Raw genomic sequence first — 25,472 nt, forward strand, 5'->3', positions numbered from 1 at the left:
AATGTCGATTTCCCAGACCGAGGCCCGCAAGGTCGCGCAGCTCGCGCGGATCGCGGTCGCGGACGAGGCGCTGCCCGCGCTGGCCGCCGAACTCAGCCACATGCTGCAATTCATGGCGCAGCTGTCCGAGGTCGATGTGACCGGCGTCGAGCCGATGACCGGGGTCGAAAAGATGCGGCTGAAGCGGCGCGAGGATGTGGTGACCGACGGCAACATGGCCGACACGGTGCTAAAGAATGCGCCCGACGCCCGCGAGGGGTTCTTTGCCGTGCCGAAGGTGGTGGAATGAGCCTGAACCGACTGACCATCGCGGACGCCCGCGACCGCCTGCGCAAGGGTGAAATCACCGCCGTCGAGCTGACCGATGCCTGCCTCAGCGCGATCGAGCAGGCGGGCGCGCTGAACGCATTCGTCCACAACACCCCCGACATCGCCCGCCGGCAGGCGGCGGCGGCGGATCAGCGGCTGCAAGCGGGCGACGCCCCCGCGATGTGCGGGATTCCGCTGGGAATCAAGGATCTGTTCTGCACCAAGGGGGTTCCGACGCAGGCTGCCAGCCGCATCCTGCAAGGTTTTGTGCCCGAATACGAATCGACCGCGACGCAGAACCTGTTCGATGCCGGCGCGGTGATGCTGGGCAAGCTGAACATGGACGAATTCGCCATGGGCTCGACCAACGAGACCAGCGTCTACGGCCCCGCGGTGAACCCGTGGCGGCTGGGCGAGCAGCAGCTGACCCCCGGCGGATCGTCGGGCGGCTCGGCGGCAGCGGTGGCGGCGGATCTGTGCCTGGCCGCGACCGGCACCGACACTGGCGGGTCAATGCGCCAGCCCGCGGCCTTTACCGGCACGGTCGGGGTCAAGCCGACCTATGGGCGGGTGTCGCGCTGGGGGATCGTGGCCTTTGCCTCGTCGCTGGATCAGGCCGGGCCGATGACCAAGACCGTGCGCGACGCAGCGATCATGCTGGGCGCCATGGCCTCGGTCGATCCCAAGGATTCGACCAGCGCCGACCGCCCGGTGCCGGATTACGAATCCGCGCTGACCGGCGACATCCGCGGCAAGCGCATCGGCATCCCCCGCGAATACCGCATCGACGGAATGCCCGCCGAGATCGAGGCGCTGTGGCAGCAGGGCATCGCCATGCTGCGCGATGCGGGCGCCGAGATCGTGGACATCAGCCTGCCGCACACGAAATACGCCCTGCCCGCCTATTACGTGATCGGCCCGGCCGAGGCGTCCTCGAACCTCGCCCGCTATGACGGGGTGCGCTACGGCCACCGCGCGCCTCTGGCCGCGGGCGACGGCATCAACGAGATGTATGAAAAGACCCGCGCCGAGGGTTTCGGGCCCGAGGTGCAGCGCCGCGCCATGATCGGCACCTATGTGCTGTCGGCGGGGTTCTACGACGCCTATTACAACCGCGCCCGCAAGGTCCGCGCCCTGATCAAGCGCGACTTTGACGAAGCGTTTGCGGCGGGGATCGACACGATCCTGACGCCCGCGACGCCCTCGGCCGCGTTTCCGCTGGGGACGATGCACGCGGTCGATCCGGTGCAGATGTATCTTAACGACGTGTTCACGGTGACGGTGAACCTGGCCGGGCTGCCGGCACTGGCACTGCCCGCGGGGCTTGATTCGCAGGGGCTGCCGCTGGGCTTGCAACTGATCGGGCGGCCCTGGGACGAAGCCGGGCTGCTCAACCACGCCTCGGTGCTGGAACGCGCCGCGGGATTTGTCGCCAAACCCGACCGCTGGTGGTAGGGGTGATCCACGCACCGACCACGCAAGGAGTAAGCCCGATGCGCGCCAAGACCCTGTTCCCAGCCGCCACGATTGCGCTGGTCGCGCTGGCCGGCTGTTCCGAAAACAGCGGCTGGAACCCGAATTATCAGGCCGGGTCAAGCAATTACGGCAATTACCTGCGGGCGCGAGAAATGGCCCTGACCGGCCGGACCGATGCCCCGCCGCAGGTGGTGCCGGTCGCGATGCCTTCGCGTGCGCCGACGCCCCAGCAGATCGCCGGCGCCCCGGTCGCGCGGGTGGCGGCGGACGGCACCCAGCCTCGCCGGGCGCAGTTGCGGCGCGCGCCCGCCGTCGATCCGCTGCCCGAGGGCGCGGTGATCGTCACCCCCCGCAGCGCCCCCGCCCCCGCCAGCGCGCCGCAAACGGCCAGCCGCCGCGCCGCCCCGGCCGCGCCCGCGGCGGTCACCGCGACGGTGCTGCCCGGCACGGTCAAGCCGCTTTACGCCCGCAGCCAGAATGTGGTCGGCGATTGCACCGAATATGCCACGCCGCAGGCCGCGCAGGCCGAATTCATCGCCCGCGGCGGTCCGAAACGCGACCCGCTGGGGCTGGACCCGGACGGCGACGGCAACGCCTGCACCTATCGCCCCGGGATATGACCCCCGGGGACGTGACGGCGGCCGCATCGCCCAACCACTCGGCCCGCCGCGACGGGCTGACACCGGCGCTGATCGTGATCCATTACACCGGCATGGCGTCGCTGACCGAGGTTCGCGCGCGGCTGTGCGACCCCGCGGCCGAGGTCTCGGCCCATTGGCTGATCGCCCCCGACGGCACGACCGAGGCACTGGTGCCTGAAACCCTGCGCGCCTGGCACGCCGGCGCCGGCAGCTGGCGCGGGGCGGGCGACATCAACTCGCGCTCGATCGGGATCGAGCTGCACAACCCCGGCGACCGCCCCTTTCCGCAGCCGCAGATGCAGGCGCTGGAATCGCTGCTGGCCGCGATCATGGCGCGCTGGAACATCCCCGCGCAGGGCGTGATCGCCCATTCCGACATGGCGCCCGACCGCAAGACCGACCCCGGCGCGCGTTTCGACTGGGGGCGGCTGGCGCGTCAGGGGCTGGCGCTCGCGCCCAACGGCCTGCCCGATCCGCCCGGTCCGCTGGCGCCGATGCTGGACCGCATCGGCTATCCGCCCGGCGACGATGCCGCCCGGCTGGCGGCGTTCCGGCTGCGCTTTTGCCCGTGGAACCGGGGCGCGGAAAATGACCTCGACCGCCGCACCGCCGCCGGGGCGCTGGCCGCCCTGCCGGCGCCCGATTCCGCGCTGCCGGTCTATAAGGTGCTGCGCGCCGATGAATGGGCTGCGTTGCAAGCGCAGGGTGAAACCGCCGGCGCCCCGGTCGATCTGGCCGACGGCTATGTGCATCTGTCCAGCGCCCCGCAGCTGCCCGAAACCCTGGGCAAGCATTTCGCCGGCGCGCAAGGGCTGCAACTGCTTGCCTGCGACGCCGCCGCGCTTGGCCCGGCGCTGCGCTGGGAACCCTCGCGCAAGAACGCATTGTTTCCGCATCTTTACCGCGCCCTGCGGCTGGCCGATTTGATGTGGCACCGCCCCCTGCCCCTTGGCCCCGACGGCCACCACCTGACCGGAGATCTCTGATGTCCTCACTGATCGAGCAAGCGGGCCGCGCCGCCCTGTTCCGGCTGGACCCCGAACGCGCGCACGACCTGTCGATCCGCGCGCTGGCGATGGGGCTGGTGCCGCTGCCGGGGCGGGCGTTCACCTCGGATCGTTTGGCCACCACGCTGGCCGGGATGGCGCTGCCGAACCCGGTCGGGCTGGCTGCGGGCTATGACAAGAACGCCCGCGTGATCGCGCCGCTGACCCGCGCCGGTTTCGGCTTTGTCGAGGTCGGCGCCGCCACCCCGCGCGCCCAGCCCGGCAACCCGAAACCGCGGCTGTTCCGCCTGACCGAGGACCGGGCGATCATCAACCGCTTCGGCTTCAACAACGAGGGGGCCGAGGCGATCTGCGCCCGGCTGGCGGCGCGCAAACGCGGGCCGGTGCCGGTCGGGCTGAATATCGGCGCCAACAAGGACAGCGCCGACCGCGCCGCGGATTTCGCCCATGTCGCCAGCCTTGCCGCAGGCGCGGCGGATTTCCTGACCATCAACGTCAGTTCCCCCAACACCGAAAAGCTGCGCGACCTGCAAGGGGCGCGGGCGCTGGCGGCGCTGATCCGCGGCGTGTTGGACGCGCGCGACGCATCGGCCGCGCGCCCCCCGGTGTTCGTCAAGATCGCCCCCGACCTGGACGAGGCCGCTTTGGCCGAACTCGCCGCAGTGCTGCGCGACAGCGGCATCGACGGCGCCATCGCCACCAACACCACCCTGACCCGCAACGGGCTGGCCTCGCGCCACGCGGGCCAAACGGGCGGGCTGTCCGGCGCGCCGCTGTTTCGGATGTCGACAAGGATCCTCGCCCGGCTTTACCGGCATCTGGACGGGAAACTGCCGATCATCGGGGTCGGCGGCGTGGGTTCCGTGGACGAGGCCTGGGCCAAGATCGAGGCCGGCGCCTCATTCGTCCAGATCTACAGCGCGCTGATCTATCAGGGGTTTTCGCTGGCCGACCGCATCGCCCGCGGGCTGGATGCGCGGCTGGGGGCCGAAAACACCACGCTTGCGGCGCTGACCGGCAGCGCCGCCGACCGCTGGGCCGCCTGAAGGGGCTAGACGATCCCCTCAAGCCCGATGATCTGCTCCATCGTGTCGGATGGCGTGTCGCAGCCCGCATCGCCCACGATCCGCGCCGGCACCCCGGCCACGGTCTTGCAGGGCGGAATATCGGTCAGCACCACCGAGCCCGCCGCCACGCGGCTGTGATGCCCGACCGAGATATTGCCCAGCACCTTGGCCCCGGCCCCGATCATCACGCCTTCGCCGATCTTGGGGTGGCGGTCGCCGTCTTCCTTGCCGGTGCCGCCCAGCGTCACCGAATGCAGCATCGAGACATTGTCGCCGACCACCGCGGTTTCCCCGATCACGATGGAATGGGCGTGGTCGATCATCACCCCGGTGCCGATCCGCGCGGCCGGGTGGATATCGACGCCGAACACCTCGGAACAGCGCATCTGCACGAAATACGCCATGTCGCGGCGGTCGTTGTCCCACAGCCAGTGTCCGATGCGGTAAGCTTGCAGCGCCTGGAACCCCTTGAAAAACAGCATCGGCTGCATCAGCCGGTGGCAGGCGGGGTCGCGCTCATAGACGGCGCGCAGGTCGGCCTCGGCCGCGCGGGCCAGCGCCGGGCTGCGGCGATGGGCGTCGTCGGCGATCTCGCGCAGGATCTGTTCGCTCATCTCGCCCGAGGCCAGTTTCAGCGAAAACCGATAGGCCAGCGCCGCGCGAAAGCTTTGGTGGTGCAGCAGCCCGGCGTGGATCAGCGCGCCCAGCAGCGGCTCGGCCTGCACGGCGGCGGCGGCCTCGGCCTGGATATGCGGCCACAGCCCGCCGGGCGGGACTGCGGGTTTCCTGAAAGCCTGAGCGTCCATGTCTCCATCCATGAAGCGGCTCCTTCTGGGGTCATTGCCCATCATCTAGGGCAGACGGCGGGCGACCGAAAGGCTTGGCGTCGCATCAAGGGCCGGATTCAGGGGCAAAATCAGGGTGCCGGGCCAGCAGATAGATGTCCATCACCCAGCCGTGGCGGGCGCGGGCCTCGGCGCGGGCGGCAATGATGCGGGGCCCGGCCTCGGCCAGCGGGCCGTGGTCCAGCAGCTGCCGCGCCATGCCGACGCAGGCGCCCCACCAGATGCTGACGCCCGCCGGGTCCAGCAAGCGGAACGCGCAATCCCCGTCCAGCATCACCGCCACCCGGTCGACGCCGGGCGGCCAGCCATGGTCGCGCAGCTGCCGGCCGGTGGTGATGACCACGGGGCGGCCCAGATCGTTCAGCGCAATCCCATGCGCCGCGGTCAGCGCCTGCAACGCGGTGATGCCGGGCACCACCCGCACAAGCGGCGCCGGGCGCAGCCGCGCCGCAATGCGCAGGGTGGAATCGTAAAGCGAGGGGTCGCCCCAGACCAGCAGCGCCACCCGCCCGGTGCCGGGGGGGATGGCCGCGACCCATGCGGCGGCCAGCGCATCGTGCCAGTCCTCGACCCCTGCCAGATAGCCCGCATCCGCCCGGCGCGCGGGCACCACAAAGCGCCCGCGCGGGACCATGGGCGCCACCGCGTCGCAGATCGCGTCGCGCAGCGCGGCCAGTTCCGCCTTGTCCTCGCCCTTGTCGGGGATCAGCACCAGATCGGCCGAACGCAGCGCGGCCTCTGCCTCGCGCGTCAGGTGATCGGGGTTGCCGGTGCCGATGCCGATCAGCAGCAGCTCCATGCCTGCCTCATCTGTAATGGCGCGGCCCGCCAAAGGCCGCGCCGGACGGGTTCAGGCCGCGTGATGCAGCCGCCGCGTGACCAGCGCCGAGCCGCGCAGGCCGCGCAGCGATTTCGCTGCCGCCAGCACCGCCAGATCGGCCAGCGGCTCGATCACGATCACCAGCATATAGGCGGCGCCAAAGGTGCCGATCGAGGCCAGCGTGTCGACCGACAGCCCCTGCCCGTAAAGCACCCAGAACGCCACCCAGGCGACCACGCCCGCCTGATAGGTCGTGGACAGCGCCAGCGCCTGCCCATAGCGCAGGTCGACATAGGGGGTGCCCGGCGCGATGATGCGCCGCGCCAGCGCCTCGATCCCGAACAGCGGCACCAGCAGCGTGGTCAGGTTCATCCCGAATTGCGGCAGGTCGAAGGGGGCAAAGAACAACCCTTGCACCAGCAGCCCCAGCGCCAGCCCGATCGCCGCCGGCGCCGCCCCGAACAGCAAAAGCAGCGTCGAGCCAAGGATGAAATGCACCTCGCTGACGCCGACCGGGAAATGCGGCAGCAGCTCGAAAAAGGTGAAGACGGCGGCGGTGGCCAGCCCGCTGCGCAGCAGCAGCGAGCCCGCGCCCTGTTCGCGGATCGCGCGCAGGCTGATCCAGCCGGCATAGCCCGCGGCCCCCGCGGCGGTCGCGTAGCTCAGCACGATTTTGGCGGCGTCGACGACGCCCGGTTCGATATGCATGTATCCCTCCTGCCCGTCATCCCCGACGGCAATGTGGTTGACCGGGACGGAATGCGCCCCGTGGCTTTGACGGCAGGTCTCCTGACTCGCGGGTCGGGGCCGGTCCCCTGTCCTTCCCGACCCATGGGGCCAGTGGCGCAATCGGGGGCGGCTCGCCGCTTACAGTTGCGGGGGCAGTCGCGGAGTTGGCGCCTGATGGCTACACCTCACCGCGTTCCCTTTTCATCCCCGTGCGGTTTTTCCGGCTTGGGGAACCGTCCGTTGCGATGTGCCAGCACGCGCGGTTTGCGTCAAGGATCACGCGCCCGGACGACTAGCTTGCCGCCGCGATCAGGTGAAAGAACGTCCCCGTGACATGCCCCCGGCGCGAGCCGGTTCCGGGCAGTTCCGCCCCCGTCGCGTCCCGGACCAGCGCCAGCGCAGCGTCGGGCTGGGCGATGGTGGTGGCATAGTGGAACTCATGCCCGCGCAGCCGCGTCCCCGGCGGGTGGCCGGGCATCGGCACGCGCAGCTCGGCCAGCCGGTAGCCCAGGTTCATCCGGCGCTTGGCAAAGCTGGTTTCCAGCCCCAGCAGCCCGGTCATGCGATGCCGCGCGCCATCCGCCGCCACCAGCCCCTGCCCCAGCACCATATAGCCGCCGCATTCGCCATGCACCGGGCGGGTGGCGGCGAAATCCGCCAGCGCACGGTGGAAATTCCCGGCCGCCGCCAGCCGCCCGGCGTGCAGTTCAGGGTAGCCGCCGGGCAGCCAGCAGACATCAGCCGCAGCGTCCGGCCCCTGATCGGCCAGCGGCGAGAACGTCACCACCTCGGCCCCCGCCGCCCGCCAGCCGGCCAGCAGATGCGGATAGACAAAGGAAAACGCCGCGTCCCGCGCCAGCGCGATGCGCTGCCCGGGGGGCGTGACCGGCAGGGGCGCGGCGGGGGACAGGATGCCGCTTGCCGCCGCCCTTATCACGGCCAGATCGCAATGCGCGGCGATGAACTCGGCCAGCGCGTCGATGCGGGCGGTCAGGTCCGACTGTTCCTCGGCCTGCACCAGCCCCAGATGCCGCTCGGGCAGCTCCAGATCGGGGCGGCGGGGCAGCGCCCCCAGCACGGTGATGCCCGCCTGCGCCATGCCGTCGCGCACCAGCGCATCGTGGCGGCCTGAGGCCACGCGGTTCAGCACCACCCCCGCCAGTTGCAGGCCCGGACGCAGCCGCGCGAACCCCAGCGCGGTCGCCGCCGCCGATTGCGCCTGCCCGGATACATCCAGCACCAGCAGCACCGGCCAACCGGTCAGCGCCGCCAGTTCTGCCCCGCTGCCGGTGCCGGCCTCGCCCGGCAGCGCCACCCCGTCGAACAGCCCCATCGAGCCCTCGGCGATCGCCAGATCCGCATCCTCTGCCGCACCGACCAGCCCGGCGATGCGCGGCGCCGCCATCGCCCAGCTGTCAAGGTTGAAGGACTGCCGCCCGGTCGCCGCGGCGTGAAACCCCGGGTCGATGTAATCGGGGCCGTTCTTGAAGGGCTGCACCGCCAGCCCCTGCCCGCGAAACGCCGCCATCAGCCCCAGCGCCACGGTGGTCTTGCCGGTCCCGGATGCGGGCGCGGCGACGATCAGCCCAGGCGTCGCCGCGCTCATTCCGGGAACCTCGGCCGGGCGCCCACGGGGCGGAAGCGGCGGTCGTAATCGCCCGCGTAAAGCCGGCTTTCGGCAAAGCCTTCCTGCGCCAGCGCCGGGCCGACCAGGATCAGCCCGGTGCGCTCGCCCATCCCCAGCGAAGGGTCCAGCGTCGCCAGCGTGGCGCGGAGGATGCGCTGGTCGGGCCAGCTGGCGCGGAACACCACCGCCACCGGGCAATCGCCGCCGTAATGCGGTGTGAGTTCCGCGATCACCCGGTCCAGCACATGCACCGACAGATGGATCGCCAGCGTCGCCCCGGTGGCGGCGAATGCGGCCAGGGTCTCGCCCTCGGGCATGGCCGAGGCCCGCCCCGAGGTCCGCGTCAGCACCAGCGATTGCGCGACCCCGGGCAGGGTCAGCTCCGCCCCCAGCGCGGCGGCGGCAGCCGCGAAAGCGGGCACCCCGGGCGTCACGTCATAGGGGATCCCCAGCGCACGCAGCCGCCGCAGCTGCTCGCCCATCGCCGACCACACCGACAGGTCGCCCGAATGCAGCCGCGCCACGTCGTGGCCGGCCTCATGGGCGGCGGCGATCTCGGCGATGATCTCGTCCAGCGACAAGGGCGCGGTGTTCACGATCCGCGCGCCCGGCGGGCAGTGTTGCAGCAGCGCCTGCGGCACCAGCGACCCGGCATAAAGACAGACCTGCGCGCCCGCGATCAGGTCGCGCCCGCGCAGGGTGATAAGGTCGGCGGCACCGGGGCCGGCGCCGATGAAATGGACGGTCATGCGTGGGTTCCTGTCTGGGCGATGGCGCAGGTGGCGCAGCGGTCGGGGGACATCGCGCGGGGGGCGAGCAGCCGCGCGCCGGGGCCGGCGGCGGCCAGCGCGACGGCCTCGGCCACGCTGCCGGTGTGGTGGGCGGCGAGGCTGCGGGGGGATTGCGAAAGCGTGGGGATACCGGCGACCGAGGCGACCGTGATCAGCGGCAGGTCAAGCGCCCGCGCCAGCGCGGCGACCTCCGCGGCGTGGTCGGGCAGCGCCGCCAGCGTATCGGCCGGGCCGGCGGCGGCCAGCGCCGCGCGCAGCGAGGCAATGGTGGCGCGGCTGTTCATCCCGAAGCCCGCGACCCTCATCGCGTCACCGCCCATTGCACCACCGGCCGCGCCGGCTGCCAGCCGCGCAACCCGCCAAGGGGGGCGGCCTCGGCCAGCTCGATCCGCAGCATTGTGCCGCCGTGGCTTGCGTGCAGCCCGGCCAGCAGCGCCTCGGTTTCCAGGGTCACCGCATTGGCGACCAGCGTTGTGCCGGGGGGAATGCGCGCCCACAGCGCCGCGGCCAGCGCCGCGGTCAGCCCGCCGCCGACGAACACCGCATCGGGGTCGGGCAGGCCGGGCAAGGCGGAAATACTGTCGGAATGCAGGGCCGAGACCGCCTCGGCCAGCCCGAAGCCTTTGATGTTTGCAAGGATGTTTGCCAAGCGGTCGGCGCGACGCTCAACCGCCACCGCGCGGCCGCCCGCTAGCGCCCATTCCACCGCCACCGAACCGGACCCCGCGCCCAGATCCCACAGCAGCGCCCCCGCCCGCGGCGCCAGCGCCGCCAGCGTCAGGGCGCGGACCGGCGCGCGGGTGATCTGGCCGTCATGCTGAAAGCCATCGTCGGGCAGCCCCGGCCCCGCCCGGCGCGCGACGCCGCCCGCGGCCTGCAACGCCACCGCCACCGGCGGCCGCGTCAGGTGCAGGTCGAACCCCGCCGCCGTCGCCTGACGGATGCGTTCGCGCGGGCCGCCGAGCGCCTCCAGCACCCACAGCGTGGACGCCCCCCAGCCGCGCGCCGCCAGCCATGCCGCCAGCGCCGCCGGGGCCTGCCCGTCGCGCAGCAGCAGCATCGCCCGCGCCCCCGGGCGCAGCACCGGCAACAGCCGCTCATACGGCGCGGCGTGCAGGCCGAGACAGGCGGTATCCTCGATCCGCCAGCCCAGCCGTGCCGCGGCCAGCGAAAAGCTGGACGGCGCCGGGAACGCCCGCCACTCGCCGGGGGCAAGCTGTGCCGCCAGACTGCCGCCCGCCCCGTGCCAGAACGGATCGCCCGAGGCCAGCACCGCCACGCGCTGCCCCCGGCAGGCCAGCACCGGCGCAACATCAAAAGGCACCGGCCACGCCCGCCCGCGCTGCCCCGCCTGCGCCAGCCGCAAATGCCGAGGCCCGCCGAACACGATTTCGGCGCCGTCCAGCGCGGCACGGCTTGCAGGCGACAGGCCGGACAGGCCATCTTCGCCCAGACCGATGATGGACAGCCAGGGATCAGACATGCGGGTTCTGCTGCTGGGCGGCACGACCGAGGCCGCCGCCATGGCCCGCGCGCTGGCCGAGGCCGGGGTCGAGGCGCTGTATTCCTATGCCGGCCGCACCAACACGCCGCGCCCGCAGCCGCTGCCGCTGCGCATCGGCGGCTTCGGCGGGGTTGAGGGGCTGGCCCTGCATCTGCGCGAGGACGGGTTTACCCATGTGATCGACGCCACCCACCCCTTTGCCGCCAGCATCAGCCGCAACGCGGTTGCGGCCTGTGCGGCGGCGGGGGTGCCGCTGCTGGCGCTGGAACGTCCCGCATGGGTGCAGGCCGCCGGCGACGACTGGACGCCGGTCCCCGATCTGGCCGCCGCGGCCGCGGCCCTGCCCCGGACCCCGGCGAATGTGTTCCTCGCCATCGGCCGCCAGAACCTCGACGCCTTTGCCGGCCTGCCGCATCGCTGGCTGCTGCGCTTTGTCGACCCAGAGCCGGTGCCCCTGCCCCGCGCCAGCCGCGTGGTCGACCGCGGCCCCTTTACGCCAGCAGGCGACATGGCGCTGATGCGCGACCACCGCATCCAGATCGTGGTCGCCAAGAATGCCGGCGGCGAGGGCGCGCGCGCCAAGCTCGACGCCGCCCGGGCACTGCGCCTGCCGGTGGTGATGGTCGCGCGCCCCGAGATCCCGGCAAGGGAAACCGTGGCTTCGGCCGCGCAGGCGATGGCGTGGCTTCATCGCACGCCCCCCGCCGAACGAGGGGTATAGATCCAGCGCCCCACCCTGCGCGTGTCCGCATTGCCGACCAGCACCACGGTGCGCATGTCGGCCATCTCGGGCACCGCCTCGGCCAGCGTCACCACTTGCAGCGATTCGTCCGGCGTGGTCACGGCGCGGGCAAAGGCGATCAGCCGCCCCGGCTCGCAGCAGCCGCGCAGCAGGTCCAGCACCCGCGCGAATTGATGCGGCCGCGCGGCCGAACGGGGGTTGTAGAACGCCAGCGCGAACCCCGCCTGCGCCGCCGCCAGCACCCGCCGTTCCACCAGCGCAAAGGGCTTGAGGTTGTCAGACAGGTTGATCGCTGCGAAATCATGGCCCAGCGGCGCCCCCAGCCGTGCGGCGGCGGCCAGCATCGCGGTGATCCCCGGCAGGATGCTGATGTCGAGCGCCGCAAACCGCGGCTCGACCTCGACCGCCTCGAACAGCGCCGAGGCCATGGCGAACACCCCCGGATCGCCCGAGGACACCACCACCACCCGCCGCCCCGCCGCCGCCAGTTCGAGCGCGTGGCGGGCGCGGTCGAGTTCCACCCGGTTGTCCGAGGGATGCAGCACCAGCCCCGGCCTTGCCGACACCCGCGCCACATAGGGGCCGTAGCCGACGATATCGGTGGCGCGGGACAGGGCCTCGCTCACCTCAGGCGTCAGCAGCGCCGCATCCCCCGGCCCCAGCCCGGCCACGGCCAGCCAGCCGCTCATTCCGCGGCCCTCGGCAAGGCCAGCGGCCGCCGCCCCTGCCCGTGCACCAGCAGAATCGCGAAATACGGCGCCACCTCGGCGTCCGAATCGACCAGCCGCTGCACGCGCTGCCCCGGCATGGTGCCGCGTTCGACCAGCCAGGCCGCATCCAGCCGCCCGGCGCGGGAAAGCGCGCGGCGCAGCTTGGGCAGGTTGCGCCCGGTCTTCATCACCACCAGCGCGTCGGTGCCCGCCATGCGCGCGGCCAAGGTGTCCTCGTCCAGCGTGCCCATCAGCACGGTCAGCACATCGTCGCCCCAGGCGATCGGCATGTCGGTCGCCGTCCAGCAGCCGGACATGCCGGTGATGCCGGGGATCACCTCGATCTCGCAGCGGCCTTGCAGGCGCAGGTGCAGATGCATGAAGCTGCCGTAAAAGAACGGGTCGCCCTCGCACAGCACCACCACCTCGCCGGGCAATGCGGCCAACCGCTCGGCCCAGTGGTCGTAAAACGCGGAAAGCTGCGCGTTATAGGCGGGGTCGGACAGCGGGATCTCGGTGGTGACGGGGTATTCCATCGCCAGCTCGACGCAGCCGGGGGCGAGCATCCCCTGAACGATGCGCCGCGCCATGCCGGGGCGGCCGGGCTTGCGGAAATAGGCGATGCAGCGGGCGGTGCGCAGGGCGCGGTCGGCGCGCACGCTCATCAGGTCGGGGTCGCCGGGGCCAAGCCCGGCGCAGATGATCCGCGCCATCACTCGGCCCTTGATGCCAGCGCGTTCACCGCAGCGACCGTGACCGCGCTGCCGCCCAGCCGGCCCAGCACCGCCATGGCGGGCACGGGCGGGTCCGCCATCAGCGCCGCCTTGGATTCCGCGGCCCCGACAAAGCCCACCGGGCAGCCGATGATCGCGGCCGGGCGCGGCCAGCCGGGATCCTCAAGCAGGTTGAGCAGATGGAACAGCGCGGTCGGCGCATTGCCGATGGCGACCACCGCGCCGGCCAGATGCGGGCGCCACAGCTCGACCGCCGCGGCGGATCTTGTGTTGCCCAGCTGCGCCGCCAGCGCCGGCACCTGCGGGTCGTTCAGCGTGCAGATCACCGGGTTGTCGGCAGGCAGCCGGCCGCGGGTGATGCCCTCGCTGACCATGCGCGCATCGCACAGGATCGGCGCCCCCGCGGCCAGCGCCGCCCGCGCCGCCGCTGCAAAGCCCGGCGAAAAGCGGATGTCGCGTTCCAACCCGACCAGCCCGGCGGCATGGATCATCCGCACCGCCACGGGTTCCTCGTCGGGATCGAAACGGGCCAGATCGGCCTCGGCCCGGATGGTGGCGAATGAGGCGCGATAGATCGCGGCCCCGTCGGTTTCATATTGGTAGCGCATCGGGGGTTCCGGGATATGACAGGAAAGCCGGGTCCGCCGCCCTGCCGGCGCGGACAAGATCATAGCCCCGCCCGCGCGCGACCAGCGTCAGGTCCGCGGTGCGGGGATGGGCGCAGCCCTTGGCGCAGCCCGAAACATGCAGCAGGCAGCCCGGCGGTAGCTGCGGGGCCAGCGCGCGTGCCAGCGCCCGGGTCGGCCCCAGCGCCTGCGGGCAATGGGGCGCGCCGGTGCAGGCGACGACGCGGCGCAACGGGTCGGCGGGGTCGGTGATCAGCCCTTGCAGGCGCGGCAGCACCGAGACCCCCTCGACCAGCAGCATCCGCCAGGGGGTGGCACGGATCGGCCCCACCGCAGCCAGCGCGGCCAGCGTCCCGGCCTGCATCTGCCCGAAGGCGAGGCCCACCAGCGCCCCTTGCGCCACCAGCCCCGGCACGGGCTCGGGCGCAGGCTCGGCGGGGACCACCTCGGACCCCTCAGGCCGGCAGCGCGCCACCAGCGCCGCCATCCGCCCCCGGCCCCGCGGGGCGCCTCCTGCACGCAGGAACCAGCGCGCCAGCGCCAGCATATCCGCAACGGGATCGCTCGTCAGCCGCCCCACGTCCAACCCGTCGGCGCGCAGCAGCAGTGCCTCTCCCAGACGCTCGATCCGCACATCCGCCGACACGCCCCGCAGCACCGGCCGCGCGCCCGTATCCACCGCAAAGCCGAATTTCCCGGGCAGCGCCAGATCCGAGGCCGCCGCCAGCGCCTCGGCCAGCTCTGCCGCCAGCGCATCCGCCGCCGCGTCAGTGAACGGAGTCACCACGATATTGCGCCGCGCCTCGGCCGCAACCGACGCATCCACCAGCCCCAGGGCGCGCAGCCCCTCGACCAGCGCCGCATGGCTGCCTTCCCGAACCCCACGCAGTTGCAGATTGGCGCGCGAGGACAGGTCGATCACGCCGCTGCCATGCGCGCCCGCCAACGCCGCCAGCCCCGCGGCCTGCGCCTGCGTCAGCCGCCCGCCCGGCGGCCGCACGCGCACCACCAGCCCGTCGCCCGACGCCATCGGCCGCAACGCCCCCGGGCACCAACCCTGCACGACGGGGCTTCTTTCTGGCCCAAATACCCCGGGGGAGTCTCCGCAGGAGACGGGGGCCGCGCCCCCCCTGACCTCGCTCACAGCCGCTCACCCCCCGTCGAGTTGCGCATCCCCCGCCACAGCCCCCCCGCGCGCAGCGCGTCGAAACGCGCCCGCAGCATGGCCAGCGCCTGCGGGTTTTCGGCGTCGAGAAACGCCACCACCTCGTCGCGCCCCAGCGTGGCCTCGTGGTAAAGATCGAACAGATGCTCGGGCACCGAACGGGTCAGCTGCGCGAATGCCGCAAGATTGTCCAGCGTGGCGGCGATCTCGGCGCCGCCGCGGAAACCGTGGCGCATCATGCCGGCGGCCCAGTCGGGATTGGCGGCCCGGGCGCGGACCACGCGGGCGATCTCGGCGCCCAAGGGGCGGGCGCGCGGCGCCTCGACCCGGCTGCTGTCCAGATGCCAGGCCGCTGCATCCGGCAGGCCAAGCGCCGCCCGCGCCGCCAGCACGCCGGCCTGATGCGCGGCGAAATCGGGGGCCATCAGCAGGTCGGTTTCCGCCAGATCCTGCACATGCACCACCGCATCCGCCCCGGCCAGCCGCGATTCCAGCGCCGCGCGGTCGCGCCGCCCCTCGGCCCCGTCGACCACCCATTCCGAACCCGCCAGCCACGCCAGCCCCGCCGCCTGCCGCCCGGCGTCGGACAGATCCCCGGCCACGTCGCCCATCCCCAGCCCATAGGATCCCGGCCGCGGCCCGAACACCCGCGGCGCGCGGGACAGATAGGGGTTGTCGGCGGCGGTTTCCTCGCGCGCGGCCAGCGCCTCGGCGCCCAGCTCGAACAACCCCGCCAGCCCCGGAAAGATATCGCGAAACAGTCCCGACACCCGCAGCGTCACGTCGATGCGCGGCCGCCCCAGCAGCGCCAGCGCCACCACCTCGACCCCGGTGACGCGGCCGGTGGCGCCGTCCCAGACCGGCGCCAGCCCGGCCAGATGCAGCGCCATGGCGAATTCCTCGCCCGCCGTGCGCATCGAGGCCGAGCCCCACAGATCCACCACCAGCCCGCGCGGCCAGTCGCCGTGATCCTGCAAATGCGCGCGCAGCAGTTCCTCGGCCAGCTTCACCCCCTGCGCATGGGCGGCGCGCGTCGGCACCGCGCGGGGATCGACCGCAAACAGGTTGCGCCCGGTGGGCAGCACGTCGCCGCGCCCCCGCGCGGGCGACCCCGATGGCCCCGGCTCGACCCGCCGCCCGTCCAGCGCGGCCAGCAGCCCCGCAGCCTCGCCCGCCGCCGCGCCATAGACATGCAAGCCCTCGCCAAAGCGGCTTTCCTTGAGATCGCAGACAAAGCGGTCGATGCGCGGGATCGCCTCGGCGGCCGAGGCACCCGCGGGGATCGCCAGGTCATCCTCGACCCCCGCTGCCTGCGCCGCCTGCCGGATCGCCACGATCAGCCGGGTGCGGCGCGAAGGGTCCAGCCCGTCGGCGGTGGCGTATTCGTCCAGCAGCCGTTCCAGCCCGGCCAGCGCCTCGGGCAGCGCGGCCTGTATCAGCGGCGGCGGCACATGGCCCAGCGTCACCGCACCGATGCGGCGCTTGGCCTGCGCGGCCTCGCCGGGGTCGTTGACGATAAAGGGATAGATCACCGGCAGCTCGCCAATCAACGCCTGCGGCCAGCAGTCCGGCCCCAGCGCCACCGCCTTGCCCGGCAGCCATTCCAGCGTCCCATGCGCGCCGACATGCACCAGCGCGTGCAGCCCCTGCGAGCGCAACCACAGGTAAAAGGCGACATAGAGGTGGCGCGGGGTGCGGGTCAGGTCGTGGTAATCATCCTCGCGCAGCTGCGGCTGCCCGCGCTCGGGCTGCAAGGCGACCAGCGCATTGCCGCGGCGGACGGCGGCGAAATGAAAGGCGCCTTCCGCAACCGCCGGGTCGGCCTCGGGCGCGCCCCAGGCCGTCGTCAGATCGTCGCGCAGCCCCTGCGGCAGCACGGCCAGCGCCCGCAGATACTCGGCCAGCGGCCAGCGGATGGTTTCTTGCAGCGAGGGCGCCAGCGCCGCCCCCGGCGCGCAGGTCCAGCCGTGGTCCCCCAGCAGCCGCAGCATCGCATCGGCCGAGGCCAGCGCATCCAGCCCCACCGCATGGGCGATCTGGTCGGGGCGGCCCGGATAGGTGGACAGCACCAGCGCCAGTTTCCGCTGCGCCACCGGGACCGTGCCCAGCCGGTGCCACGCCGCCACGCGGTCGGCGGCCATGGCGACAAGCTGCGGGTCGGCGCGGTGGACAAAGCGGGAATATTGCAGCTCGTCATCGCGCCGCGTCGGGTGTTTGAAGCTGACCACCCCGGCGAGGATACGCCCGTCCACCTCGGGCAGCACCACATGCATCGCCAGATCGGCAGGCGACAGGCCGCGCGCCGCGCTTTCCCAGTCCCGCCTGCGGGCGGTGGACAGGGCCAGCTGATGCACCGGGCAACCCGGCGCATCCAGCGGCGACACGCCGCCTTCACGCGCGGAAAACGCGGTGGCATTGACGATGGCGGCGGGGGACAGCGCGCGCAGCTCGCGTTCCACCCACGCGGCCGAGGCCCCCTTGAGCGAGGGCGCAAACAGCCCCGCCGCCCGGAACCCCCGCGCGCGCAGGGCATGGATCATCGCCGCCACCGGGTCGGTATCGGCGGCGGCCAGATAGCTGCGATAGAACACCACCACCGCCCAGGGGCCGTCGCCTTTGGGGCGGGCGGTCACGCCTTCCTCGGCGTCCCACCAGCCGCATTCGGGCAGTTCACCCACCGGCCCCGGCATGGGCAGCGTCAACCCGCAGGCGCGCCCGAGTTCCGTCAACGCCGCCCCCGCCGCCGCGGCCCCGCCCATGTCGCACAGCGCCGTCAGCCGCGACAGCAGCGCCGGCGCGACGGTCGAGGCCGCCGCCAGCGCCGGATCCTCGCGCCCGTCCACCGGCAGCACGGCCAGCGCAATCCCCCGCCGGCGCGCCAGATCCTGCACGCTGGCCAGCCCGTAAGCCCAGTAGCTTTCGCCCCCCAGCAGCCGGATCAGGATCGCCCGCGCCCCCGACAGGGTGTTGTCCAGATAGGTGTCGACCGACACCGGATGGCGCAGCGCCACCAGGTTCTGCAACCGCAGCGACGGCCGCAGCCCGGCCCCGGTTTCCATCCCTCGCCAGCCTTCTGCGAAAGCCCCCAGGTCGCTGTCGGAAAACGACAGCACCACCATGTCCGCCGGGGTCTGGCCGGGGTCATAGGGGGCGGCGGTTTCCTCAAGCCCGTGGCTTTCGCGAAAGACGACATGCATCAGAGGTCAGAGACCTCAACCGAGCCGCCCAGATGCGCGGCGATGGCGGCGGGGTCCAGATCGCCGCGCTCGGCGATCACCACCAGCCGCGACTGCCGCGGGGCCTCGCCCCAGGGGCGGTCGAACTGCTGGCGCACCCGCGCCCCCACCGCCTGCACCAGCAGCCGCATCGGCTTGCCGGCGACGGCGACATGGCCCTTGACCCGCAGCACCTTGTGTTCGCGCCCCAGCGCCGCCACCGCATCGGCCAGCGCGGCACCATCAGCAATCTCGGGCAGCGCGATCACCGCGCTGGCGAAATCATCGTGTTCGTGGTCGTCGGCGCCGTCATGGTGGCTGGGGCGGGCGGCCAGGTCGTCCTCGGCTGCGGCGTTCAGCCCCAGCACCACCCGAGGGTCCACCGCCCCGTCGGTCACCGCAAGCATGACGATCGGGCGCGGCGCCTCGGCCGCGATGGCCTTGCGCGCGGCGGCCAGCCCGGCCTCGCCTGCCAGATCGGCCTTGGTCAGCAAGATCAGGTCGGCGCAGGAAATCTGGTCCTCGAACACCTCGGAAAGCGGCGTTTCATGGTCAAGGCTGTCGTCGGCCGCCCGCTGCGCCTCGACCGCCTCGGGGTCGGGGGCAAAGCGGCCCGCGGCCACCGCCTCGGCATCGGCCAGCGCCACCACCCCGTCCACGGTGATGCGCGAGCGGATCTCGGGCCAGTCGAACGCCTTGAGCAGCGGCTTGGGCAGCGCCAGCCCCGAGGTCTCGATCAGGATGTGATCGGGCCGAGGCTCGCGCGCCAGCAGCGCCTGAATGGTGGGAATGAAATCATCGGCGACGGTGCAGCAGATGCAGCCGTTGGCCAGCTCGACGATATTGCCGGCCGGGCAGTTCTCATCGGCGCAATCGCGCAGGATGTCGCCGTCGACGCCGACGGTGCCGAATTCATTGACCAGCACCGCCAGCCGGCGGCCCTGCGGGTTCTGCATCAGATGCCGGATGAGCGTGGTCTTTCCCGAGCCGAGAAAGCCGGTGATGACGGTGACGGGGGTCTTGGCAAGATCGGACATTCAGCTCTCCATCGGGGGGATGCGGGCAAGCGACTGCTTGCGAAAGATCATCGGCCGCTCGCGCCAGGGCGACAGCCCGTCGGGGGCGGCGGCATAGGCGCGGGCGCCGGCAAGGATGTCGGGGGCATCGTCGGGGGACAGTCGGCCATAGACATAGGACCAGCGCCCCGGCCCGGTCAGCGCCACCGCGCAACCATTGTCGCAGGCCGACAGGCACGCCACCCCCACCACCCGCAGATCGGGCGGCAGATCCTGGTGCAGCGCCAGCGCCGCCAGCAGCCTGGTGCCGGGGGTCTTTTCGCCCTCGGCCACCGGCAGCCCGGCCCGGCAGGTGGTGCAGACATGCAGCGTAACCGTCATCGCGCGCCCATCCAAAGGGACGGGGCAATGACGCAAGGGGACGGCCGGCAGGCGCGACACCTCGGCCGCGGAACACCCCGTCCGCCCGAAACATAACCGTGTCGGCAGGTCTCCCGGCTTGCGGAGCCGGGCCTTGCGGCCCCGGTCGCCCGCCTTCCCGGCACGAATGCCAGTGGCCTGGGCGACCTCTCCGGTCACGGTCGCGGGGGCGGCTGAACTTAAGGCCGGGGCCCTAGATCATTCCCTCTTGGCCTGTCATAAACAGGAACCGACGCCGCCCAACTGCCGCGGGCGCACCCCCGATGTCAAGGGACAGCCGATGGACAACACCACCGACCACGACCGCCACGCCGAAAAGATGGCCCGGAAAAAAGCCGCCCGGGACAAGATCATGGCAGGGAAAGAGGGCGAAAAGGGCCTGATCATCGTCCACACCGGCCCGGGCAAGGGCAAGTCGTCCTCGGGCTTCGGGATGATCCTGCGCTGCGTGGCGCACGGGATGCCCTGCGCGGTGGTGCAGTTCATCAAGGGCGCGTGGGACACGGGCGAACGCCGGCTGCTGACCACGAATTTCTCGGACCTGTGCCGGTTCCACGTCATGGGCGAGGGCTTTACCTGGGAAACCCAGGACAAGGCCCGCGACATCGCCGCCGCCCGCGCCGGCTGGGAAAAGGCCAAGGAGCTGATCCGCGACCCCGCGATCCGCTTTGTGCTGCTGGATGAAATCAACATCGCGCTGCGCTACGGCTATCTGCCGCTGGACGAGGTGCTGGATTTCCTGCGCGACGAAAAACCCGCGCTGACCCATGTCTGCCTGACCGGCCGCAACGCCGCCCCCGAGTTGATCGAGCTGGCCGATCTCGTGACCGAGATGACAATGGTGAAACACCCCTTCCGCGGTGGCATCAAGGCACAGCCCGGGGTCGAGTTCTGAGCTGCCGCACCGGGGGCTTCGCGCCCCCGGACCCCCGCGGGATATTTGTGGCAAGATGAAAGCGCTTAACGTTTTCTTGGGGATTTCCATGCAGGATGGATACACGGTACAGGCGGGGACGCCGATGACCGTGCAAGGTGAAAGCGCCCTGCCTCCCCCGGCGCGCCGGCCCGAGGCAGGGTGCCGACCCCGCCGCTTTCATCTTGCCGCAAATATCCCCGCCGGAGGCTCCGGCCATGCGTCCCGGCACGAGGCTGCCGCCTGATGCCGGCGCTGATGATCCAGGGCACCGGCTCGAACGTCGGCAAGTCGATGCTGGTCGCGGGGCTTTGCCGCGCGGCGCGCAGGCGGGCGCTGTCGGTCGCGCCGTTCAAGCCGCAGAACATGTCGAACAACGCCGCTGTCACCGCCGACGGTGGCGAGATCGGGCGCGCGCAGGCGCTGCAAGCCCGTGCCTGCGGCATCGCGCCGCTGGTCGACATGAACCCGGTGCTGCTCAAGCCCGAATCCGACACCGGCTGTCAGGTGATCGTGCAGGGGCGGCTGGCCGCGACGGTGCGCGCGGGGGAATATTCAGCGCTCAAGACCTCGCTGCTGCCCCGGGTTCTCGACAGTTTCCGCCGCCTGTCGGCCGCGCATGATCTGGTCATCGTCGAGGGCGCCGGCAGCCCGGCCGAGGTCAACCTGCGCCCCCGCGATATCGCCAACATGGGATTTGCCCGCGCGGCCAAGGTGCCTGTGGTGCTGGCCGGCGACATCGACCGCGGCGGCGTGATCGCGCAGATCGTCGGCACCCAGGCGGTGATCGACCCCGAAGACGCCGCGATGATTTCCGGCTTTCTTGTCAACAAGTTTCGCGGCGATCCCAACCTGTTCGACGACGGCTACCGGCTGATCGAATCGCGCACCGGCTGGCGCGGCTACGGGGTGCTGCCGTGGTTCCCGCTCGCGCATCTTCTGCCGGCCGAGGACGCGTTGGACCTGCCCGTAGGTGGTGGCGAGGGGCTGCATGTCGTGGCGCTGGGGTTTTCCCGCATCGCCAATTTCGACGATCTCGACCCGCTCGCGGCCGAGCCGGGGGTGCGGCTGACCCTGCTGCGCGCCGGCCAGCCCATTCCCGGCGACGCCGCGCTGGTGATCCTGCCGGGCAGCAAATCCACCCGCGCCGATCTGGCGTTCCTGCGCGCACAGGGCTGGGACATCGACCTTGCCGCTCATGTCCGGCGCGGCGGCCATGTGCTGGGGCTCTGCGGCGGTTTCCAGATGCTCGGCCAAGTGATCCGCGACCCCGCGGGCATCGAGGGCCCGGCCGGCGAGACCGCGGGCCTCGGCCTGCTGGATCTCGCAACCGAAATCACCGCCGACAAGCGCCTCGCGCAGGTCGAGGGCATCCATCACGCCACCGGCCACCCGATCCGCGGCTATGAAATCCACCTTGGCCGCAGCACCGGTCCCGCCTGCGCCCGCCCCTTTGCGTTGATCGGCGGCCAGTCCGAGGGCGCGACCTCGGCCGACGGCCGCATCATGGGCAGCTATCTGCACGGCGCCTTTGCCAGCGACGATTTCCGCCGCGCTTTCCTGGCCCGGCTGGGGGCCGCACCATCAAGCCTCGATTACGACGCTGGCGTCGAACAGGCGCTCGACGCCCTCGCCGACCATCTCGAGGCGCATCTGGACGTGGACGGCCTGCTGGCGCTGGCGCGTTAGGGGCGCAGCGCCGCCTCGATCCGCGCCCACTCGCCCGGGGCGGGCAGCCCCAGCCGCAGCCAGCGTTCGTGCCAGGGAAATATCCGCGACCAGATGTGCCGCCGGGCCAGCGATTCCTGCGCCGCCGCCGCATCCGGGGTGTCATACAGGCGAAACAGATGCCCGCCGCCGACCAGCCGCCAGCCCGCGCCTGCCGCCAGCCCGTCCAGCCGCCCCGCGTCGTCCTGCAATCGAGCAATGCTGGCCGCCGCCCAGCCCCGATCCGCCAGCGCAGCGCAGCCGATGGCGATCGCCGGCCCCGACACCGGCCACGGCCCCGCCAGCGTCGCCAGTGCGGCAATCGCGGCCTCATCCCCCAGCACAAAGCCCAGCCGCACCCCGGCCAGCCCATAGAACTTGCCGAACGAGCGCAGCACCAGCGCCCGCCCCGGATCAGAGACCAGCGACAGTTCCGGCACCGGGTCGGCAAAGCTTTCGTCCACCACCAGCCGCCCGACCTGCCCCGCCAGACGCCGCAGCGCTTCGGGGGCATGACAACTCCCGTCTGGGTTGTTCGGATTGACAACCACCGCCAGATCGGCCCCGCCCAGCGCCGAGATCTCGCCCACCTCCTCGACCCGCCAGCCCGCCCCGCGCAACGCCGCCGCGTGTTCGTTGTAGGTCGGCCCCAGCACCCGGGCGAGCCCCGCCGGAAACGCCCGCGGGATCATCTGGATCGCCGCCTGCGCACCCGCCACCGGCAGCACCTCCGCCCCCGTCGCATAGGCCGCCTGCGCCGCACCGATCAGCCCCGCCATCGCCGCGCGATCCGGCAGGGCCGTCCATGCCACGGCAGGAATCGCAGGCAGCGGATAGGGCACCCGGTTGATCCCGGTGGACAGATCGATCCAGTCCCCCTCGCCATAGCGTTCCCGCGCCGCGTCCAGATTGCCCCCGTGATCCCGCATCATCATCCTTGTCCAGACATCCCCGTTCTGCCTTGTCCAAATATCCCGGGGCTTCCGAGCGCCCGGAAAACGCCCCCGTGGACCATTTTCAGCGAGGAAAGCCACGGCAGCGGCCGCGGGCTGGCCCCGGTTCGCCATCTCAGACCAGCGCCACCACCGCAAGCACCACCGCCGCCAACCCCACCGCGCGCCGATAGACCGAAAGCCCGCGCCGCAGCTCGCCCGCGCGTGGATCACCGCCGCCCGCATTCAGCCACGGCTCGGCCGCCACCCGGTCGGCATAGACCCGCGGCCCCGACAGCCGCACCCCCAGCGCCCCCGCCATCGCGGCCTCGGGCCAGCCACCGTTCGGCGAGCGGTGGTGCCGCGCGTCGCGGCGCATCACCCGCCACGCCGCCCCGAACCGCCCGCCCGCCAGCGCGATCAGCAGCGCCGTCAGCCGCGCCGGGATCAGGTTCGCCACATCGTCGATCCGCGCCGCCGCCCAGCCAAAATCGCCGTGCCGCGCGGTGCGGTGGCCGATCATCGAATCCAGCGTGTTGACCGCCTTATAGGCTGCGATCCCGGGCAGCCCGGCGACCGCCCCCCAGAACAGCGGCGCAATCACCCCGTCCGAGGCGCTCTCGGCCAGGCTCTCCAACGCCGCGCGGGCCACGCCGGCCTCGTCCAGCGCCGCGGGGTCGCGGCCGACGATCATCGCCACCGCCGCCCGCGCGCCCTCCAGATCGCACGCAGCCAGCGGCCGCGCCACCGCCGCCACATGGTCATGCAGCGACCGCGCCGCGATCAGCGGCCAGGCGATCACCCCCGCCAGCACCATGCCCCAGACCCCCGCGGGCAGCGCCGCCTGCACCAGCGCCCCCGCCGTGGCAGCCAGCGCGATCACCAGCACCGCCGCCGCCGCGCCCTTCAGCCGCCGCCGGCGCCCGCGGTTCCAGCGCCGGTCCAGCACCGCGATCAGCGCGCCAAGCCAGGTCACCGGATGCCCGCAGCGGCGATAAAGCGCCGCAGGCCACCCCAGCACCGCATCAACCCCAAGCGCGACCAGCATCGCCAGACTCATGCGCCGCCCCCCGCCCGAAACCGCAACACCCCGGCAAACCCGGCCGCGCGCAGCGCCGCCCCGGCCCCCGCGGGCACGGTGCCGGGCGCAAAGATCAGCCCCTGCGCCGAGCCGGTATGCGCCGCAACCCAGCCAAGCGCCCCCAACTCGCGCGCCAGCACCGCGGCCGGCGCCTCACCCCAGCGCCGCGCCGCCGATTGCGCCGCCAGCGCCGCCTGCACCCGCAGATCGCCGCGCCAGCGTGTCACCAGATCGGAAATATCGGCGAAATCCCCGTCGCCCGCATCGGTGCGCCGCGGTGGCCCGACAAAGCCGCCGACGATCTCGCACGGCTCCAGCGGCGCCATCGCCCGCACCACCCGCCCCTCGCGAGAGGCCCAGAGCATCGCTCCGCCCTCGGGCAGCATCAGCGGGTCCGAGGCGCCCTCGGCCGCGACACAGGCAAGCGCCAGCCGCAGCTTGTCGCCCCGCCACCCCGCCAGCCGCGCCAGCGCCACCAGCGCCGCGGTGGACATGCCCGCGCCGCCCCCCGGCACCGCCTCGGGAAACAGCGCGACGCAGCCCCGCAGCGGCAGCCGCAGCCCGCCCAGAAACCGCCGCGCCAGCGCCGGCGAAACCAGCCCGCCCCGCAGCGACAAAGCCGCGCCCGCCGCGACCCGCACCGCCCGCACCCCCAGCGCGGGGCAAGGCAGCGTCAGCAGCACCACCGACCCCCCTGGCCCCAGCCGCCCCTGCAACAGCTCTCCGAAATGCCCCGCCACCCGGACCCGCGAACGCGCCATGCTCACACCGACAGGTTGACGCAGGCGACCGACCAGCCCGCGGGCGCCGCGTCGATCACCGTCAGCGACAGGGGCGCCACCCGGAATGCCAGCGCCGCCCCCGCGCCGCCGATCGCCCGCGCCAGGCCCGCCCGCACCGTGCCGGCATGGGCCACCACCGCGACCCGGCCGCCACCCGCCGCCAGCTCCTCAAGCGCCGGGATGCTGCGCGCGCACAGCGCCGCGAAACTCTCGCCGCCATGGGGGGCCGAGCGTGCCAGATCATCGCCGCCCATCACCCCCAGATCGGGCAGCTCCGCCAGCGCCATCCCCTCCCAGGTGCCGAAATCCTGTTCCCACAGCCGCGCGTCCTCATCGACCGCCACGCCCGGCCACAGCGCCGCCGCGGTGTCGCGGCAGCGCCGCGCCGGACTGGACACCACCCGCGAAACCGACCCCGCCAGCACGGCCATCCGCCGCGCCGCCGCCGCGTCCACCACCGCCGCCACGTCGCGCCGCCCGGTCAGCCGCGCGGGATCCTCCAGCGGCGCATGGCGGATCAGCAGCAGCGTTCCATGCGAATTGCTCGGGTTCCGGGTCAATGTTTCACCTTTCGGCCACGGCGCGGTTGTGCTTTGTCCCGTCCCGGCAGACA

26 protein-coding genes, 1 pseudogene and 2 riboswitches are annotated in these 25,472 nt (G+C 72.3%); of the genes and pseudogenes, 9 read left to right on the forward strand and 18 right to left on the reverse strand.

The window, feature by feature from the left end:
* Position 1: 1 nt before the first annotated feature.
* From gatC to BLW83_RS00690, 6 genes and pseudogenes are all read left to right on the forward strand, one after another.
* Positions 2-289 (forward strand): Asp-tRNA(Asn)/Glu-tRNA(Gln) amidotransferase subunit GatC, encoded by a 288-nt coding sequence (gene gatC, locus BLW83_RS00670; protein WP_090844430.1) that lies wholly within the window; start codon positions 2-4, stop codon positions 287-289.
* On the forward strand, positions 286-1,764 hold the full coding sequence (gene gatA / locus BLW83_RS00675; RefSeq protein ID WP_090844433.1) for an Asp-tRNA(Asn)/Glu-tRNA(Gln) amidotransferase subunit GatA: 1,479 nt from the start codon (positions 286-288) through the stop codon (positions 1,762-1,764). The genes gatC and gatA overlap by 4 nt, the downstream gene beginning before the upstream one ends.
* A gap of 38 nt (positions 1,765-1,802) precedes the next feature.
* Positions 1,803-2,405 carry a hypothetical protein gene (locus BLW83_RS00680; protein WP_090844436.1) on the forward strand — a complete coding sequence of 201 codons (603 nt, stop codon included), beginning with the start codon at positions 1,803-1,805 and terminating at the stop codon, positions 2,403-2,405.
* Positions 2,402-3,061 (forward strand): annotated as a pseudogene (locus tag BLW83_RS15860) (N-acetylmuramoyl-L-alanine amidase); the annotation flags it as partial. The gene BLW83_RS00680 and the pseudogene BLW83_RS15860, both read left to right, overlap by 4 nt.
* A gap of 30 nt (positions 3,062-3,091) precedes the next feature.
* Positions 3,092-3,412 carry a DUF952 domain-containing protein gene (locus BLW83_RS15865; protein WP_245728613.1) on the forward strand — a complete coding sequence of 107 codons (321 nt, stop codon included), beginning with the start codon at positions 3,092-3,094 and terminating at the stop codon, positions 3,410-3,412.
* Positions 3,412-4,479: a quinone-dependent dihydroorotate dehydrogenase gene (locus BLW83_RS00690; RefSeq protein WP_090844439.1), complete on the forward strand. Its 1,068-nt coding sequence runs from the start codon at positions 3,412-3,414 to the stop codon at positions 4,477-4,479. Before BLW83_RS15865 ends, BLW83_RS00690 begins: the two co-directional genes overlap by 1 nt.
* A gap of 5 nt (positions 4,480-4,484) precedes the next feature.
* Here BLW83_RS00690 and cysE read toward each other — a convergent pair whose 3' ends face one another.
* The 7 genes from cysE to cbiE all read right to left on the reverse strand — a co-directional run bounded on the left by cysE (position 4,485) and on the right by cbiE (position 10,795).
* A complete protein-coding gene (gene cysE, locus BLW83_RS00695) occupies positions 4,485-5,306 on the reverse strand; it encodes a serine O-acetyltransferase (RefSeq protein ID WP_090844442.1) in 822 nt (273 codons plus the stop codon).
* Between the two features lie 85 nt (positions 5,307-5,391).
* The gene (gene cobF, locus BLW83_RS00700) at positions 5,392-6,144 is read right to left on the reverse strand and encodes a precorrin-6A synthase (deacetylating) (protein ID WP_090844445.1); all 753 of its coding nucleotides are present in this window, start codon (positions 6,142-6,144) and stop codon (positions 5,392-5,394) included.
* A 51-nt stretch (positions 6,145-6,195) separates the two neighbouring features.
* On the reverse strand, positions 6,196-6,873 hold the full coding sequence (locus BLW83_RS00705; protein ID WP_090845779.1) for an energy-coupling factor ABC transporter permease: 678 nt from the start codon (positions 6,871-6,873) through the stop codon (positions 6,196-6,198).
* 68 nt (positions 6,874-6,941) lie between these two features.
* A riboswitch (cobalamin riboswitch) is annotated at positions 6,942-7,132 on the reverse strand.
* 54 nt (positions 7,133-7,186) lie between these two features.
* A complete protein-coding gene (locus BLW83_RS00710) occupies positions 7,187-8,500 on the reverse strand; it encodes a cobyrinic acid a,c-diamide synthase CobB (RefSeq protein WP_090844447.1) in 1,314 nt (437 codons plus the stop codon).
* Positions 8,497-9,270 (reverse strand): precorrin-4 C(11)-methyltransferase, encoded by a 774-nt coding sequence (cobM, locus tag BLW83_RS00715; RefSeq protein WP_090844450.1) that lies wholly within the window; start codon positions 9,268-9,270, stop codon positions 8,497-8,499. Before cobM ends, BLW83_RS00710 begins: the two co-directional genes overlap by 4 nt.
* Positions 9,267-9,617, reverse strand: a complete 351-nt coding sequence (locus tag BLW83_RS00720) for a cobalamin biosynthesis protein (RefSeq protein ID WP_090844453.1) — start codon at positions 9,615-9,617, stop codon at positions 9,267-9,269. The genes cobM and BLW83_RS00720 overlap by 4 nt, the downstream gene beginning before the upstream one ends.
* Complete coding sequence (gene cbiE, locus BLW83_RS00725) at positions 9,614-10,795, reverse strand: precorrin-6y C5,15-methyltransferase (decarboxylating) subunit CbiE (RefSeq protein ID WP_090844457.1); 1,182 nt, start codon at positions 10,793-10,795, stop codon at positions 9,614-9,616. Before cbiE ends, BLW83_RS00720 begins: the two co-directional genes overlap by 4 nt.
* Between cbiE and BLW83_RS00730 the strand changes: the two genes are divergently transcribed.
* Positions 10,794-11,537 carry a cobalt-precorrin-6A reductase gene (locus tag BLW83_RS00730; RefSeq protein ID WP_090844460.1) on the forward strand — a complete coding sequence of 248 codons (744 nt, stop codon included), beginning with the start codon at positions 10,794-10,796 and terminating at the stop codon, positions 11,535-11,537. The genes cbiE and BLW83_RS00730 overlap by 2 nt on opposite strands.
* Here BLW83_RS00730 and cobJ read toward each other — a convergent pair.
* From cobJ to BLW83_RS00765, 7 genes are all read right to left on the reverse strand, one after another.
* Complete coding sequence (gene cobJ / locus BLW83_RS00735) at positions 11,504-12,247, reverse strand: precorrin-3B C(17)-methyltransferase (protein WP_090844463.1); 744 nt, start codon at positions 12,245-12,247, stop codon at positions 11,504-11,506. The genes BLW83_RS00730 and cobJ overlap by 34 nt on opposite strands.
* On the reverse strand, positions 12,244-12,981 hold the full coding sequence (cobI, locus tag BLW83_RS00740; RefSeq protein ID WP_090844466.1) for a precorrin-2 C(20)-methyltransferase: 738 nt from the start codon (positions 12,979-12,981) through the stop codon (positions 12,244-12,246). The genes cobJ and cobI overlap by 4 nt, the downstream gene beginning before the upstream one ends.
* Positions 12,981-13,610 (reverse strand): precorrin-8X methylmutase, encoded by a 630-nt coding sequence (locus tag BLW83_RS00745; protein ID WP_090844469.1) that lies wholly within the window; start codon positions 13,608-13,610, stop codon positions 12,981-12,983. Before BLW83_RS00745 ends, cobI begins: the two co-directional genes overlap by 1 nt.
* Positions 13,594-14,691 (reverse strand): precorrin-3B synthase, encoded by a 1,098-nt coding sequence (gene cobG, locus BLW83_RS00750; protein WP_281245501.1) that lies wholly within the window; start codon positions 14,689-14,691, stop codon positions 13,594-13,596. Before cobG ends, BLW83_RS00745 begins: the two co-directional genes overlap by 17 nt.
* Before the next feature lie 77 nt (positions 14,692-14,768).
* Complete coding sequence (cobN, locus tag BLW83_RS00755) at positions 14,769-17,990, reverse strand: cobaltochelatase subunit CobN (RefSeq protein ID WP_090844472.1); 3,222 nt, start codon at positions 17,988-17,990, stop codon at positions 14,769-14,771.
* Positions 17,990-19,045 (reverse strand): cobalamin biosynthesis protein CobW, encoded by a 1,056-nt coding sequence (gene cobW / locus BLW83_RS00760; protein WP_090844475.1) that lies wholly within the window; start codon positions 19,043-19,045, stop codon positions 17,990-17,992. The genes cobN and cobW overlap by 1 nt, the downstream gene beginning before the upstream one ends.
* Entirely contained in the window at positions 19,046-19,405 is a 360-nt protein-coding gene (locus BLW83_RS00765) for a DUF1636 family protein (RefSeq protein WP_090844477.1), read from the reverse strand.
* A gap of 86 nt (positions 19,406-19,491) precedes the next feature.
* A riboswitch (cobalamin riboswitch) is annotated at positions 19,492-19,693 on the reverse strand.
* A 31-nt stretch (positions 19,694-19,724) separates the two neighbouring features.
* Between BLW83_RS00765 and cobO the strand changes: the two genes are divergently transcribed.
* Both cobO and BLW83_RS00775 read left to right on the forward strand, forming a co-directional pair.
* Positions 19,725-20,339 carry a cob(I)yrinic acid a,c-diamide adenosyltransferase gene (cobO, locus tag BLW83_RS00770; protein ID WP_090844480.1) on the forward strand — a complete coding sequence of 205 codons (615 nt, stop codon included), beginning with the start codon at positions 19,725-19,727 and terminating at the stop codon, positions 20,337-20,339.
* A 264-nt stretch (positions 20,340-20,603) separates the two neighbouring features.
* The gene (locus BLW83_RS00775; protein WP_090844483.1) at positions 20,604-22,046 is read left to right on the forward strand and encodes a cobyric acid synthase; all 1,443 of its coding nucleotides are present in this window, start codon (positions 20,604-20,606) and stop codon (positions 22,044-22,046) included.
* Here the strand turns inward: BLW83_RS00775 and cobD are convergent.
* From cobD to BLW83_RS00795, 4 genes are all read right to left on the reverse strand, one after another.
* On the reverse strand, positions 22,043-22,993 hold the full coding sequence (cobD, locus tag BLW83_RS00780) for a threonine-phosphate decarboxylase CobD (protein WP_090845789.1): 951 nt from the start codon (positions 22,991-22,993) through the stop codon (positions 22,043-22,045). The genes BLW83_RS00775 and cobD overlap by 4 nt on opposite strands.
* Before the next feature lie 139 nt (positions 22,994-23,132).
* Positions 23,133-24,056 carry an adenosylcobinamide-phosphate synthase CbiB gene (gene cbiB / locus BLW83_RS00785; RefSeq protein ID WP_090844487.1) on the reverse strand — a complete coding sequence of 308 codons (924 nt, stop codon included), beginning with the start codon at positions 24,054-24,056 and terminating at the stop codon, positions 23,133-23,135.
* Complete coding sequence (locus tag BLW83_RS00790; RefSeq protein ID WP_090844490.1) at positions 24,053-24,838, reverse strand: hypothetical protein; 786 nt, start codon at positions 24,836-24,838, stop codon at positions 24,053-24,055. The genes cbiB and BLW83_RS00790 overlap by 4 nt, the downstream gene beginning before the upstream one ends.
* 2 nt (positions 24,839-24,840) lie before the next feature.
* Complete coding sequence (locus tag BLW83_RS00795; RefSeq protein ID WP_177172448.1) at positions 24,841-25,419, reverse strand: histidine phosphatase family protein; 579 nt, start codon at positions 25,417-25,419, stop codon at positions 24,841-24,843.
* Positions 25,420-25,472: the final 53 nt, after the last annotated feature.

The sequence above is a fragment of the Paracoccus alkenifer genome (genome assembly GCF_900108405.1).
Classification (GTDB): domain Bacteria; phylum Pseudomonadota; class Alphaproteobacteria; order Rhodobacterales; family Rhodobacteraceae; genus Paracoccus; species Paracoccus alkenifer.

Bases quoted from the DNA above. Each gene is read 5' to 3' on its own strand.
- BLW83_RS00765 (WP_090844477.1), bottom strand. From the start codon at position 19,405: ATGACGGTTACGCTGCATGTCTGCACCACCTGCCGGGCCGGGCTGCCG.
- BLW83_RS00775 (WP_090844483.1), top strand. From the start codon at position 20,604: ATGCCGGCGCTGATGATCCAGGGCACCGGCTCGAACGTCGGCAAGTCG.
- cobO (WP_090844480.1), top strand. From the start codon at position 19,725: ATGGACAACACCACCGACCACGACCGCCACGCCGAAAAGATGGCCCGG.
- cobI (WP_090844466.1), bottom strand. From the start codon at position 12,981: ATGGCGCGGATCATCTGCGCCGGGCTTGGCCCCGGCGACCCCGACCTG.
- BLW83_RS00790 (WP_090844490.1), bottom strand. From the start codon at position 24,838: ATGGCGCGTTCGCGGGTCCGGGTGGCGGGGCATTTCGGAGAGCTGTTG.
- BLW83_RS00680 (WP_090844436.1), top strand. From the start codon at position 1,803: ATGCGCGCCAAGACCCTGTTCCCAGCCGCCACGATTGCGCTGGTCGCG.
- BLW83_RS00720 (WP_090844453.1), bottom strand. From the start codon at position 9,617: ATGAGGGTCGCGGGCTTCGGGATGAACAGCCGCGCCACCATTGCCTCG.
- BLW83_RS00730 (WP_090844460.1), top strand. From the start codon at position 10,794: ATGCGGGTTCTGCTGCTGGGCGGCACGACCGAGGCCGCCGCCATGGCC.
- gatA (WP_090844433.1), top strand. From the start codon at position 286: ATGAGCCTGAACCGACTGACCATCGCGGACGCCCGCGACCGCCTGCGC.
- cobN (WP_090844472.1), bottom strand. From the start codon at position 17,990: ATGCATGTCGTCTTTCGCGAAAGCCACGGGCTTGAGGAAACCGCCGCC.
- BLW83_RS00745 (WP_090844469.1), bottom strand. From the start codon at position 13,610: ATGCGCTACCAATATGAAACCGACGGGGCCGCGATCTATCGCGCCTCA.
- cysE (WP_090844442.1), bottom strand. From the start codon at position 5,306: ATGGACGCTCAGGCTTTCAGGAAACCCGCAGTCCCGCCCGGCGGGCTG.
- cobM (WP_090844450.1), bottom strand. From the start codon at position 9,270: ATGACCGTCCATTTCATCGGCGCCGGCCCCGGTGCCGCCGACCTTATC.
- cobD (WP_090845789.1), bottom strand. From the start codon at position 22,993: ATGCGGGATCACGGGGGCAATCTGGACGCGGCGCGGGAACGCTATGGC.
- cobF (WP_090844445.1), bottom strand. From the start codon at position 6,144: ATGGAGCTGCTGCTGATCGGCATCGGCACCGGCAACCCCGATCACCTG.
- cobJ (WP_090844463.1), bottom strand. From the start codon at position 12,247: ATGAGCGGCTGGCTGGCCGTGGCCGGGCTGGGGCCGGGGGATGCGGCG.
- gatC (WP_090844430.1), top strand. From the start codon at position 2: ATGTCGATTTCCCAGACCGAGGCCCGCAAGGTCGCGCAGCTCGCGCGG.
- cbiE (WP_090844457.1), bottom strand. From the start codon at position 10,795: ATGTCTGATCCCTGGCTGTCCATCATCGGTCTGGGCGAAGATGGCCTG.
- BLW83_RS00710 (WP_090844447.1), bottom strand. From the start codon at position 8,500: ATGAGCGCGGCGACGCCTGGGCTGATCGTCGCCGCGCCCGCATCCGGG.
- BLW83_RS00705 (WP_090845779.1), bottom strand. From the start codon at position 6,873: ATGCATATCGAACCGGGCGTCGTCGACGCCGCCAAAATCGTGCTGAGC.
- cbiB (WP_090844487.1), bottom strand. From the start codon at position 24,056: ATGAGTCTGGCGATGCTGGTCGCGCTTGGGGTTGATGCGGTGCTGGGG.
- BLW83_RS00690 (WP_090844439.1), top strand. From the start codon at position 3,412: ATGTCCTCACTGATCGAGCAAGCGGGCCGCGCCGCCCTGTTCCGGCTG.
- cobW (WP_090844475.1), bottom strand. From the start codon at position 19,045: ATGTCCGATCTTGCCAAGACCCCCGTCACCGTCATCACCGGCTTTCTC.